The organism is Synechococcus sp. A15-44 (assembly GCF_014280115.1).
Lineage (GTDB): Bacteria > Cyanobacteriota > Cyanobacteriia > PCC-6307 > Cyanobiaceae > Parasynechococcus.
Map to the genome: position 1 here is coordinate 136,422 of NZ_CP047938.1, position 12,263 is coordinate 148,684.

Consider the following 12,263-nt stretch of genomic DNA (forward strand, 5'->3'; position numbering starts at 1 on the left):
TCGGCGGATGCCCATGACCCTCACCCAGCAGTCGGCCCCCTATGCCCACTGGGACTTCGTGCATCCCAGCAGTGGCGATCGGTTGCGAATCATTCCCGAGCGGGGTGGTCTGGTGAGTGGTTGGTGTTGCGGGGGGCGGGAGATCCTGTATTTCGACCAGGACCGTTACGCCGATCCGAGCAAAAGCATTCGCGGAGGCATTCCGGTGTTGTTTCCGATCTGTGGAAACCTGCCCGGAGATGTGTTGCCTGTGGATGGCGTCGACCATCCCCTCAAGCAGCACGGCTTCGCCCGGGATCTTCCCTGGCAGCTCCAGTTGCTCGAGGATCAGTGCGGCGTGTGCCTCAGCCTCTCCAGCACCGACGAAACGCTGAAGGCCTATCCCTTCCCCTTCCGTTTGGAGATGGAGCTGCGCCCGGTGGCCTCTGCCTTGGAGATCTCCACCACGGTGCACAACTGCGGTGATGCCGCCATGCCGTTCAGTTTCGGCTTGCACCCCTATTTCAACGTCAGCGATCTGGCCCAGACCCGGCTCACGGGTCTGGCGGAGCGCTGCTTCAACCATCTGGAGATGACGGAGGCCGCCACCGCCGATCAGCTCAAGCGCTTGCCCGAAGGGGTGGATTTCCTCTGCCGGCCTGCGGGTCCTGTCAGCCTGATCGACGACGCCACCGGTGTGACGCTGGAACTGCAGCATCAGGCGCCGCTGGATCTCAGCGTGGTTTGGACCGAGCCCCCGCGGCCAATGGTTTGTCTGGAACCCTGGACCGGTCCGCGGCAGGCTCTGGTGAGCGGTGATCGAAAACTGGTGCTCGAGCCCGGTGCAATGCAGACCCTGGCCTGCCGCTACAGCGTCTCCTGATTCACCCCCGGCAGTCGGCCGCGGCTGAGCTGCAGCTTGGGGTCGAACTGGCGTTTCACCGCTTCGATCAGCGGCCGGGAAGGACGGTCTAGCCAGACCGGCACGGTTGATCCGGCCGCCCGTTTCAACAGCGTCATTTCGCCGCCGAGGCGGACCACGCTGCGGCGCAGCGCCTCCAGCTGGTGATCCGGTGTTGCCGCATCGCACCAGCCATCACCGCACCCGGCTCCCGCAGCCAGCTCCCAGGTCCACGATTTGAGAGCCCTCATCGCCTCATCCCGCAACAACCGGTGCAACTGGGCCGGCGGCAGCACCAGCCGCGCCAGCTGTGCAGAGGGGCTGGCATCGAAGGGTGTGGTGAGGGCATCGGAACAAGCCTGGCGTTCGGCGCTGAGCTGCTGGTTCAGCGCCAACGCTTCGAGCTGCTTCAGCTGATCGTCCACTGCCTGCTCCGAGACGCTGCTCACCACCAGCCGCAGCCGCCAGGCACCATCGCCGCCGTTGATCCAGTCACAGCGTTCTGGCGTCAGGCTGGAGCGCAGCAGTTCGCTGCGAAATGCCTCTTGGGCCCTCAGGTCGCCTTCCACAAAAAGGCCGCTCCGGGCGGGGCGCAGCGGTTGCAGCCGCAGGGTGAGTTCGGTGATCAGCGCCAGGCTGCCCCAGCTGCCGCAGAGCAGCCGCATCAGGTCGTAGCCCGCAACGTTCTTCACCACCCGTCCCCCGGCATGGGCTTCGACGCCATCCGCTCGCAACAGGCCGATGCCAATGATCTGATCGCGCACCCCCAGATGGCGTTGCCGCAGTCCCCCCGCCAGTCCACGGGCCACCAGGCCGCCGATGCTTCCGGGAGCGCCAGCCCTGGGCCAGTCAATGGGCAGCCATTGCCCCTGCTCCGCCAGCAGACCCTGCAGGTCTTGCAATGGCAGTCCGGCTTCCACCGTGATGGTCAGATCGTCCACGGCATGGTCGATCACCCGGTTGAGCTGCCGGCAGGAGAGCACCTCGTGGCGGGGATCCAGCGGGGGACCCCAGTCCAGGCGTGTGCCCAGGCCACTGGGACTCCAGGGGGTGCCGCTCTGGTGCCACTGGCGCACCAGATCAATCAGGGCACTGCGGCTGGAGGGGGAATGGCTCACGGCACGATGGTGCCATGAAGGTTGTGGTCATTGACGACGATCCCACCGGCTCGCAGACGGTGCACAGCTGCCCGCTGCTGCTGCGCTGGGATGTCGACACTCTGCGTAAGGGGCTGCGCCATGCGTCGCCCCTGTTGTTTCTGCTGGCCGACACCCGGGCGCTGATGCCCAAGGATGCTGCGGAACGCAACCGCGGCATTGCGGTTGCCTTGGATCAGGCGCTGCAGCGGGAGGGATTGGCGCGTGATCAGGTGTTGCTGGTGAGTCGTGGCGATTCGACCTTGCGCGGCCATGGGGTGTTGGAGCCTGAGGTGTTGCAGGCGGCCTTCGGACCCTTTGATGCCACATTCCATGTTCCGGCGTTCTTGGAAGGGGGCCGCACCACCGTGAACGGCGTGCATCTCCTCCACGGGGAACCGGTGCACACCACGCCGTTTGCTCAGGACCGGCTGTTCGGTTTCAGCAGCAGTGATCTGGCCTGCTGGTTGGAGGAGAAAAGTGATGGGGCCATTGCCGCGGCATCGGTGCAGCGCATCTGTGGCCGGGAGCTTGATGCTGCCTGCTCAGCAGGCCTGCCGCTGTTGATCGAGCGTCTGCGTGGGCTCCAGGGCAATGCCTCTGTGGTGGTGGATGCCGAGCGGCAAGAGCAGCTCACCGCTCTGGCCGCAGCGGTGCGCGCCCTGCAGGGACAGAAACGCTTTCTGTTCCGTTCCGCCGCCAGCATGGTGAAGGCTCTGGCGGATCCAGGCCCGCCGCCGCTTGATCCCAAGGGCTTAGCGGGGTTGCGACGGTTGGCTGACGATGGAACGCCTCTGCCGGGCCTGGTGATGGTGGGCTCCCACGTGCCCTTGGCGGATCAGCAGCTGGAGCTGTTGCTGGCGGAGGCGGGTTGCCAAGGGGTTGAACTGCCGGTGCCGCGCATTGCTCGGGTGCTGGAGGGGCCGACACCCGACCTGTTGCTGGCGGATCTGGAGCGGGTCTGGCTGCAGCAGCTGCGAGAGCTGCTTGATCAAGGTCTGACGCCTGTGCTGTCGAGCAGCCGCGGTGAGCTGCGTTGCGCCTCCGAGCATGAGGGCCGGCGCTTGTCCTGCGCTCTGGCCGAGTTGATGGGTCGCCTGGCGGCAGCGCTCGCGCCTGATTTGGGCTACCTGATCAGCAAAGGCGGCATCACCAGCCAGACGCTGCTGGCCCGGGGGCTGGCCCTCGAGTCGGTGCAGCTGGAAGGGCAGCTGCTGCCGGGTCTGTCGTTGGTGCGTCCGTCAGCGGGACCCTGCAGCGGACTGCCGATCCTCACCTTCCCCGGCAATCTCGGCGTTGCCGGCACCCTGCGGGAGGCCTGGCAGCGGATGGAGGCCGGCTGAGGCGGCCAGCAGTTCCATCGGGTGCTGCACTCGGGCCCGATCGCCCAGGTGCCGCCGCAGTTGCAGGGTGCAACCGATGTTGGCGCTGGCCACCAGTTCAGCACCGGTGCCGCTGAGGTCGTCGGCCTTGATCCGGCCCAGTTCGGCGGCTTCCTCCGGCTGCACCAGGTTGTAGATGCCGGCGCTGCCGCAGCACACCCCCGCCTCGGTTGCTTCCCTCAGCTGAATGTTGGGGATGGCCCGCAGCAGTTGGCGGGGCTGGGCCTGGATTCCCTGGCCATGAATCATGTGGCAGGCGTCATGCATGGCCACGACGCCCCGGAGCGGTTGCAGTTGGGCGCGGAACGACTCCAAAAGGCCGCGGTCCGCCAGGAATTCCTGCACATCCAGCACCGGGGCCCTGAATGCAGGGTTGCCGTTCAGGATCTCGTCGTAGGCCTTCATCGTGTGGCCGCAGCCCGAAGCGGCCACCAGCACGGCATCGAGATCTCCCTCAACGGCATTCATGCTCCGGATCAGATCTGTTGCCAATTGGCGGGTGAGTTCCAGCTCCCCCTGGTGATGGCTCACCGCCCCGCAACATCCCTGGCCTGCTGGAATCACCACCTCAAATCCGTTGGCCTGCAGCACCTTGACCGTTGCGGCGCTCACGCTGGGATCGAAGCAGCGCTGCACGCAGCCCAGCAACAGCGCCACGCGGCCGCGGCGTTTGCCGGAGGCGGGATTGATCTGGGGCAGTTGGTCGCTGAAGCTTTCCGGTACCAGGGGCGGCAGTAGCTGCTCCATCGCTTCGATCTCGGGCCCGAACAGGCGGGTGAGCCCGGAGCGGCGGGCCAGCTGTTGCAGTGGTGTGCCAGCGTAAGCCCGCAGGGGTTGCAGCAGGGCCCGCAGGCGCTGGGGGTAGGGCAGCACTTGCAGCAGCAGCTTGCGGAAGCTGGTTTGCCAACTGCTGCGCTGGTTGGCCTGATTGAGCCTGGGCCGGGTGGCTTCGATCAGTTGGTCGTAGCGGACTCCCGAAGGACACGCCGAAACACAGGCGTAACAGCCCAGGCAGGTGTCGAAATGGCTGGCCACCGTGGCATCCAGCTCCAGTTCACCGGCTTCGATCGCCCGCAGCGCATGGATGCGGCCGCGTGGCGAGTCCATCTCACTGGCCAGCACGCGGTAGCTGGCACAGGTGGGCAGGCAAAAGCCGCAGTGCACGCAGGGGTCTGCTGCGCCGGGCGGCAGACCGGGAAGGCTGCTGGTCGCAGGCGCGACAGGTACTGGCTGGCTCATGGACAGAGTCTGGATTTATCGGTTGGCGTACCGCTGGTTATGACAAAAAATCGTTGCTTGTTGTGGCTGGCTCCTTCTTTGAATGAATCCACGTCTTGTGATTTTTAAAACTGGTATTTGCCCCATTCGATTTCTTGGGCAAAGATGCGTTCAATCTTGTTTTTTTGGCTGGAATCAAGCAAGTCCTTGTAGGGTCTTTTGTCAGTGCGTAGGTTCGACTTTGCTCTAGGGAGTTGTGGGTTGCCGGTCAGATTGAGGTCGTTGAAAATCCTTTCGACCGTTTCCTGCAGATTTTCGTACCGGTATAAACGGTGGACGAGAATCTTTCCTTGATCGCTGTAGATCGATCGGCATGAAGTCGCGAACTTGTCCAGCATTCCGCCTTCGATGAAGGTATCGAGATCTAGGGATTGCAGCCTCTGGTCTTTTTTGAGTTCAAAAAACTGGGAAAGGGCGTGGTCCCATGGATTTCGAATGAAGCAGAAACTGTAATAGCTCTCGAACACTGCTGTGCTGATGTAGTTCTTTTCAAGCGCAGTTGTTGCCTCGATGTGAGTGTGCAGGCCAATTGATTTGAGATAGCGGCTGACACCTTTTTTCTGTAGTTTGCATTTTGCTTTGATGGCAAAATAATTAAGCTTATTCCACCAGGGGATGAAATTTGTCGGTCCCTGGTAGCCAAGCTCTTTGCGAATTTTCTCGTCTCGACCTAAGGGGGTAATCACATCGTTGTGATTGCAGCTGCTCGACAGCGCAATGGCTGTTGATGTTGAAGCTGTTTTTCGATTGGCAAAAAATATGAATTTCTTCGAGTGATTGATGATCACGGATGACCTGCTGTTGAGTGTTCAGAAGCGGGCGATGATCGCTTCGGCGAAACCGCTGCAGCTCACCGGATCCACCTGGGGCTCCATCAATCGGGCCAGGTCATAGGTGACCTGCTTGTCGGCGATGGCGGCACTCAGTCCCTTGGTCACCAGATCAGCAGCCTCCTGCCAGCCGAGGAACTCCAGCATCATCACGCCGCTGAGGATTACTGAACCGGGGTTGATCCGATCGAGGCCGGCGTGTTTCGGGGCTGTGCCGTGGGTGGCTTCGAAGATGGCGGCGTTCTCGCCGATGTTGGCGCCGGGGGCCATGCCCAGGCCACCGACCATCGCGGCGGCGGCGTCGGAGATGTAATCACCGTTGAGATTCAACGTGGCGAGGATCGAATACTCCTGGGGACGGGTCTGGATCTGCTGGAAGATGCTGTCGGCGATGCGGTCATCCACCAGCACCATCTCCTTCCACTTGCCGCCTCCATGGCTGCTGCCGATGGCATTGATCACCGCTTGCACTTCAGCGTCGATGTCGGCTTTTTTCTCCGGGGTGAGGCTGTCGTAACCCGGCTCGATCATGCGGGCGTTGGCCTGCACGCTCAGGTTGGGGTCCTTTTCGAGGTTGCCCAGAATCCAGCTCTCCCGCTCGGTGATGCACACGTCGCGGAATTCGGTGGTGGCCAGTTCATAGCCCCAGTCACGGAAGGCCCCTTCCGTGAACTTCATGATGTTGCCCTTGTGCACAAGGGTCACGTGGCGCTTGTCGCCCTGAAGACGCAGGGCGTGCTGAATCGCCTTGCGGATGTGGCGCTGGCTGCCGGCTTTGCTTACCGGCTTGATGCCGATGCCGGACCCCTCGGGGATCTGACGCTTGCCCAGCTTGCCGTTGGCGGGGATGACCACCTCGTTGAGATGCTTCCGCAGCTCTTCGCCGACGGCGTCATCGGCTTCCCATTCCACCCCCATGTAGATGTCTTCGGTGTTCTCTCGGTAGACGATCACGTCCAGATCCTGGGGACGCTTGTGGGGGCTTGGAGTGCCCTCGTAGTAGCGGCAGGGACGCACGCAGGAATACAGATCAAAGATCTGGCGCAGGGCCACGTTCAGCGAACGGATGCCGCCACCCACTGGTGTGGTGAGGGGGCCTTTGATCGCCACGCCGTAGGCGCGGATCGCTTCGAGAGTGTCCTCCGGCAGGTACTGATAGGTGCCGTAGAGGTCGCAGGCTTCATCCCCGGCGTACACCTTGAACCATTCGATGCTCTTGCTGCCGCCGTAGGCCTTGCTCACCGCCGCGTCCAGCACCTTCTGGGTGGCGGGCCAGATGTCTACGCCGGTGCCATCACCCCGGATGAAGGGGATGATCGGGTTGTCGGCCACCACGGGTTGACCGTTCTCGAAGCGGATCGGTGTGCCCTGGCTGGGGGAGGTGAGCTTCTCGAACTGGGCCATGGCGGTTGGTCGGGCGTCAGCAGGCCGAGCCTATGACTGAGCCGGGAGCCCTACGGTTCCAAAGAGTGCAGACCGCGCATTGATGGCCAGCGAGCAGGTGTGGGTGGTAGCGGCCTGCTTCAACGAAGCCGAGGTGATCAGCGCCTTCATGGAGCGGGTCATGGCTTTGCCGGAAGTGGACCATCTGCTTCTTGTTGATGACGGTTCCTCCGATGCCACCGTTGCTGTAATCCGTGACTGGCAGAAGAGTCATGCCGACCAGGCCGTCACCCTGTTGGAACTCACCCGCAACTTCGGCAAGGAGGCCGCGATGCTGGCGGGGTTGGACTACGCCAACGGCCGCTGTGCCGCTGCAGTGCTGATCGATTCCGACCTCCAGCACCCTCCTGAGCGGATTCCGGCGATGGTTCAGGCCTGGCGCAACGGGGCTGAGGTGGTCACCGCGGTGCGGGATGACCGCGATGCCGAAGGGCTCGTCAAGGTGGCCACGGCGTCTTGGTTTTATCGGGTGTTCAACCGCCTAGTGGATTCGATCCAGCTTCAGGAAGGGGCCGGCGATTTCCGGCTCTTGAGTGCTCCAGTGGTGGAGGCGGTGACCCAGTTGCGTGAGGCCACGCGCTTTTCCAAAGGGTTGATGCCCTGGACCGGTTACCGCAGCGAGGAGATCGCTTACAGCCGGGTGGCCCGCGTCGGTGGCACCACGTCCTGGAGCTCCCTCAAGCTCTGGCGCTATGCCCTGGACGGCATTTTTTCCTTCACGGTCAAGCCCCTGAAGGTGTGGGGCGTGATCGGTGTGCTGATTTCATTCCTGAGCTTTGTTTATGCCGCCCTGATCGTGTTGCGCACCCTGGTTTTCGGAGTCGACCTGCCGGGTTACGCCTCACTGATCGTGGCTGTGCTGTTCCTTGGGGGAATTCAGTTGATTGGCATCGGCGTGTTGGGCGAGTACATCGGCCGGATCTATATCGACGTCAAACGGCGGCCGCACTATTTCGTCCGCGCCGTGCATCAGGGCTCAGAGCTGTTGCGCTGAAGCCAACTCCTTTTGGCGGTTGTTCGACTTGAAAAAGGCCACCGACTGCTGAAAGACGTTCTGATTCATGCCTGACACAGCATTGGGGAGCGCTGGGTGGATGAGCACAACAGGCTGTGAGGCACGATCAATGTCGATGGAGCTGTAGGCCGTTTCCCAGCTGCGGCGCAAGGCTGTTCCGAACATCGTTCCACTGAACAACACCCCGGCGAAGCGTCGGTTGGTTTGCAGTCCGGCCCGGCGCAGACGGGGGATGGCCAGCCCGCTCAGCAGCTGCAGAATCAGCCACTTGAGCAGCCCTCCTGTCTGTAGGCTGCGCCACCACAGCCTCAGGGATAAGCCCTCCGGCAAAGGTTCCCGCGTCGTTCGCACCCAGGTGATCGATTCGGCACCGGCCAGATCCAGCACGGCATCCAGCACCAGGGGCACAAGCTGGACGTGTTGGTGGCCATCGAGGCGGATGTGATGCAGCCCGGTGAGCTGGCGGTAGCGGCTGATCTGCTGCTGCAGCACCGTGCGCAGCTGGGGGGCGATGCGTCGGCGTCGCCAGGGCAGGAGGGACGCCAGCAGCAAGCTGCCGAATCCGGTCGGCAGATCAGGGCAATTGGGCAGGCTATGCCCTTCGGTGAGACAGAAATGCAGGGTGAGCGGTGGTGGATCGGCAAGGTCCCGCCACGCCTCCACGGCATGGGCCGCACTTGGACCATTCACCAGAAGACTGGCCCCCTGAAGCCGTCCGCTTTGGGCGAGATCGATGATGGCCGCATCCACGCCCTCCGCCAGGCCGAGGTCGTCGGCGTGGAGCAGCGGTGGTTGGCCGTTCTTGTGCTGACGGACCTTGGCACTGAACCGGGCCGCTCGGCTCCAGATCAGGGCGTTCAGCAGTGTGGGTGTGAACACCAGCACCAGGGTCGGGGCCTGGAGCAGCGGGAGCAGGGCGCAGACACTGATGTTGACGACGTATTGCAGCAGCAGCCAGCGACGGGCGAACTGGCGCCCCCCCGTCTCCTCCCGGAAGGTCAGCAGGGCATGGCCGAGATAACCCGCCACTGAGGCGGCCAGGAAGGCGATGGGGTTGGCCAGGCTCAGGCTCATCCACCGGCCCAGCAGCAGCAGCACGCCGATGTGAACGGCTGCGGCCGTGCCCCCCACCACGCCATACAGCAGCAAGCGGTTCAGCACAGGCATCATGCGCACTGTTGGGGCGTGGCGTTGCAGCGCTTCAACAGGGCCTCAATCAGCCGCCAGGCCTGCTGTTCGTAGCGCTTGACGAAGTCTTCGAAGCTCTGGGCGGCCGCTTCATCGGCACCATCGGAAATCACCCGCAGCACAAGCCAGGGGACGCCCTCCTGCTCGGCCACCTGCGCGACGGCGGCACCTTCCATTTCAACGGCTCGCAGGTCGGGCAGGGCATCCCGCAGCGCCTGCAGTACTGCCGGATCGCCGATGAAGCGATCGCCCGTGGCGATCAGACCGCTGCTGGGCCGTGAGAACCCGTCTAGGTCGCCTGCGCTGTGGGCTTCCAGCAGAGCGGTTTTGGCCCAATTGAACCAGGCCGGCTGCGGTTGGAGTCGGTCCTGGTTCAGCGCTGGCAGCGTGAAGCGTGGGAACAGGGGTCGGGCATCCATGTCGTGCTGCACCACGGCATCGGCCAACACCACATCCCATTGCTGCAGGGCTGGATCCGCAGCGCCGGCAACGCCGGTGAACACCAGCAGGTCGATGCTGGGATCGCTGGCGAGCAGGCGTGTGGCGGCCCGTGCAGCGCTCACTTTGCCCCAGCCGCTCCAGGCCAGGCTGAGGCGCACGTTGTGGCCCCACGAACCTCTGTGGATCCTCAGGTCGCCATGGTCGCTGCAGCTCTGATCCTCGAGATGGCTGAGATCCGAGCCGATCTCCTCCGGCATGGCGCCCAGCAAGCCGATATGCAGCGGTTGCGTCATGATTTCGTGAACCTCGCGCAACCGTAACGGCGACCTCTTGCTTCTCCCTGCACACTGTGCGGAATCAGGAGGTTGCAGTGAACGCGGGCGAGTCGGTACACAGCGTGGCCCGGATGCGAGCGCTGGCGTCCACGATTACCCTTGTTCGCCGTCAGTTTCCAGCTGCTCAGGCCAACCTCAGTCCCTGGCGGGACGACCCGCAGACCCGACAGTGGAGTGAAACCGAATCACTCGACCTCTCCTTTCATTTCCCTGGTTGGAGTCCACGCCTGGAATGCCGCAGTTTGCTGATGCAGTTGCGGATCAGCGCGGAGCGTGGTGACGACAAGCTGCGCCTCCTGGGGGTGTTGATGCGGGGCATGACCTACGACGGCGAACGCTGGCGCCTCGCCACGGTTGGTGAATGGTTGCCGGAAGGCCCCCACCTGCCTCAGCAGCAGCAGGTGAAGCAGCTCCAGCAGATCTGTCGCGAGCTGTTCGAGCTCTTTGATGGCACCGTTGCGTCTGAACCAGCGGCGTAACCCTTCGCAACGCACAAAGCCGTCCTGCCTTGAACTCCTTTTAAGTTCGACGTCAGGCCATTTGTCGCAATCATGTCTGTCGCCCTTGCTGCCCAGCTCCGGGAAGGCACGAAAAAATCGCACACCATGGCCGAGAACACCGGCTTCGTGAGCTGCTTTCTGAAGGGAGTTGTTGATAAGGCCAGCTATCGCAAGCTGGTGGCTGATCTGTATTTCGTCTATTCCGCCATGGAGGAGGAGATCGGCAAGCTGACCGATCATCCGGTGGTGGGTCCGGTTGCCATGACTCAGCTGAACCGTCGTGAGGCACTCGAGCAAGACCTCACCTATTACTTCGGCGACAGCTGGAAGGACGACATCCAGCCCTCCCCCTCGGCAGCGGCCTACGTCGAGCGCATTCACGCTGTGGCCAAGGACTCTCCCGAGTTGTTGGTGGGTCACCACTACACCCGCTATCTCGGTGATCTCTCTGGTGGGCAGATCCTCAAGAACATTGCCCAGAAGGCGATGAACATGGATGGGGATGACGGCCTGCGCTTTTACGTCTTCGATGACATCGCCGATGAGAAGGCGTTCAAGACGACCTATCGCTCTGCGATGGACACGCTGCCGATCGATCAGGCCATGGCCGATCGCATCGTTGAGGAGGCCAATCACGCCTTCCACCTGAATATGAACATGTTCAAAGAGCTGGAGGGCAACCTGGTGGCCGCCATCGGCAAGGTGCTGTTTGGTTTCCTCACCCGCCGTCAGCGGGCCGGCAGCACGGAGGCGGTTGCGGCTTGATTCGCGGCCTAAATCTGTGGCCCCTGCGCTTGTCCGCTTTCTGGTTCCCGGCACTGGTGCCCGGTTCCGGTGTGGCGGACTGAGCGTCGAACAGCAGACCGCCCGCTTGGTGGCGAATCTGTGCCCGACAGAACTGGTCACGTATCGCGAGCGCTCACCCGACCATCCGTATCTGGATGACTGTCTTCGCAATGAGCCCCCTGATGCTCAGGTTCTCTGGGTGGTCAGCTGGGGCTTTGATGTTCCTGGCTTGATCCAACGGCTCAAAGGCCTTCGGGTTGCGTACCACGCCCACAGCAGCGAGTACGGCTTTGACTTGCCGCCAGGTGTTCCGGTGTTGGCCGTCAGCCGCAACACCTTGGGCTATTGGGGCAACAAAGCTCCCCGCAATCCGCTGCTCCTGGTTCCTAATGCCCTGGGCCAAGCCTGGCTTGACCGTGGCGACCGTTCGATCGCCCAGCGTCGACCGATCGATGTGCTGGTGCAGGCCCGCAAGAGCAGCCCTTATGTGCTGAAGCAACTGGTGCCGGCGCTGCGCCAGGCGGGCCTTGTGGTGGAGGTCCAGACGGGCTGGGTGGATGACCTGGTGGGTCTGTTCAATAGCTCCACCGTGTACCTCTACGACTCAGCGGAGTACTGGCGCGGCCGCGGCGTGACCGAGGGCTTTGGATTGCCACCGCTGGAGGCGCTGGCCTGCGGCTGCGTTGTGTTCAGCAGCCTGAATCACGCCCTGGCGGACTACGGCGACCCTGGTCACACCGTGCATCAGATCGGTTGTGGGCGGCTTGCTTTCGATCTCGAGCGGATCCAGGCTGCCGTTGCCTCTCCTCAGCACTGGCGGCCCGCTGGCGATCGCTTGGAGGTGCTGCTGCAGGAGTGTTCAGAAGCTTCGCTGTTGGAACGCTGGCGGGATGCCTTCGTTCATCTGGATGCTCTGGAAGCAGCTTCGGGGCCATCCTTGAGCAGTCCGCCCACGTGGTGCTTGCGTCTGCAGCAGCTGCTCGCTCGGCTGCAGCGAGTGGTCAATCGGTTGCCCGGCTGGCCTTCCAGATAGTTCAGCCTGATCCTCG

The 12,263-nt window shown here is 63.0% G+C and carries 12 protein-coding genes; 6 read left to right on the forward strand and 6 right to left on the reverse strand.

All coding sequences use genetic code 11. The features are described 5' to 3' along the window. The first annotated feature begins 7 nt into the window (after positions 1-7). Entirely contained in the window at positions 8-862 is an 855-nt protein-coding gene (locus tag SynA1544_RS00715) for a galactose mutarotase (protein ID WP_186514470.1), read from the forward strand. Here SynA1544_RS00715 and SynA1544_RS00720 read toward each other — a convergent pair. Next, positions 847-1,998 carry an FAD-binding oxidoreductase gene (locus SynA1544_RS00720; RefSeq protein ID WP_186514471.1) on the reverse strand — a complete coding sequence of 384 codons (1,152 nt, stop codon included), beginning with the start codon at positions 1,996-1,998 and terminating at the stop codon, positions 847-849. The genes SynA1544_RS00715 and SynA1544_RS00720 overlap by 16 nt on opposite strands. A gap of 14 nt (positions 1,999-2,012) precedes the next feature. Here SynA1544_RS00720 and SynA1544_RS00725 point away from each other — a divergent pair, with 14 nt between their 5' ends. Next, positions 2,013-3,359, forward strand: a complete 1,347-nt coding sequence (locus tag SynA1544_RS00725; protein WP_186514472.1) for a four-carbon acid sugar kinase family protein — start codon at positions 2,013-2,015, stop codon at positions 3,357-3,359. Here SynA1544_RS00725 and SynA1544_RS00730 read toward each other — a convergent pair. From SynA1544_RS00730 to SynA1544_RS00740, 3 genes are all read right to left on the reverse strand, one after another. Continuing rightward, positions 3,258-4,637, reverse strand: a complete 1,380-nt coding sequence (locus SynA1544_RS00730; protein ID WP_186514473.1) for a (Fe-S)-binding protein — start codon at positions 4,635-4,637, stop codon at positions 3,258-3,260. The genes SynA1544_RS00725 and SynA1544_RS00730 overlap by 102 nt on opposite strands. A gap of 104 nt (positions 4,638-4,741) precedes the next feature. Continuing rightward, entirely contained in the window at positions 4,742-5,464 is a 723-nt protein-coding gene (locus tag SynA1544_RS00735) for a sulfotransferase family 2 domain-containing protein (RefSeq protein WP_186514474.1), read from the reverse strand. A 21-nt stretch (positions 5,465-5,485) separates the two neighbouring features. After that, on the reverse strand, positions 5,486-6,910 hold the full coding sequence (locus SynA1544_RS00740; RefSeq protein WP_186514475.1) for an NADP-dependent isocitrate dehydrogenase: 1,425 nt from the start codon (positions 6,908-6,910) through the stop codon (positions 5,486-5,488). A gap of 82 nt (positions 6,911-6,992) precedes the next feature. Here SynA1544_RS00740 and SynA1544_RS00745 point away from each other — a divergent pair, with 82 nt between their 5' ends. Continuing rightward, complete coding sequence (locus SynA1544_RS00745) at positions 6,993-7,943, forward strand: glycosyltransferase family 2 protein (protein WP_186514476.1); 951 nt, start codon at positions 6,993-6,995, stop codon at positions 7,941-7,943. On the opposite strand, the gene SynA1544_RS00750 is transcribed toward SynA1544_RS00745, so the two are convergent. After that, positions 7,926-9,131: a ChbG/HpnK family deacetylase gene (locus SynA1544_RS00750; protein ID WP_255477671.1), complete on the reverse strand. Its 1,206-nt coding sequence runs from the start codon at positions 9,129-9,131 to the stop codon at positions 7,926-7,928. The genes SynA1544_RS00745 and SynA1544_RS00750 overlap by 18 nt on opposite strands. Then, complete coding sequence (locus SynA1544_RS00755) at positions 9,131-9,886, reverse strand: 5'-methylthioadenosine/adenosylhomocysteine nucleosidase (protein WP_186514477.1); 756 nt, start codon at positions 9,884-9,886, stop codon at positions 9,131-9,133. The genes SynA1544_RS00750 and SynA1544_RS00755 overlap by 1 nt, the downstream gene beginning before the upstream one ends. Positions 9,887-9,999: 113 nt before the next feature. Between SynA1544_RS00755 and SynA1544_RS00760 the strand changes: the two genes are divergently transcribed. The 3 genes from SynA1544_RS00760 to SynA1544_RS00770 all read left to right on the forward strand — a co-directional run bounded on the left by SynA1544_RS00760 (position 10,000) and on the right by SynA1544_RS00770 (position 12,247). Next, entirely contained in the window at positions 10,000-10,407 is a 408-nt protein-coding gene (locus tag SynA1544_RS00760; RefSeq protein ID WP_186515389.1) for a hypothetical protein, read from the forward strand. A gap of 72 nt (positions 10,408-10,479) precedes the next feature. After that, the gene (locus tag SynA1544_RS00765; protein WP_186514478.1) at positions 10,480-11,193 is read left to right on the forward strand and encodes a heme oxygenase (biliverdin-producing); all 714 of its coding nucleotides are present in this window, start codon (positions 10,480-10,482) and stop codon (positions 11,191-11,193) included. Between the two features lie 16 nt (positions 11,194-11,209). After that, positions 11,210-12,247 carry a glycosyltransferase family 1 protein gene (locus SynA1544_RS00770; protein ID WP_186514479.1) on the forward strand — a complete coding sequence of 346 codons (1,038 nt, stop codon included), beginning with the start codon at positions 11,210-11,212 and terminating at the stop codon, positions 12,245-12,247. The last annotated feature ends 16 nt before the right edge of the window (positions 12,248-12,263 follow it).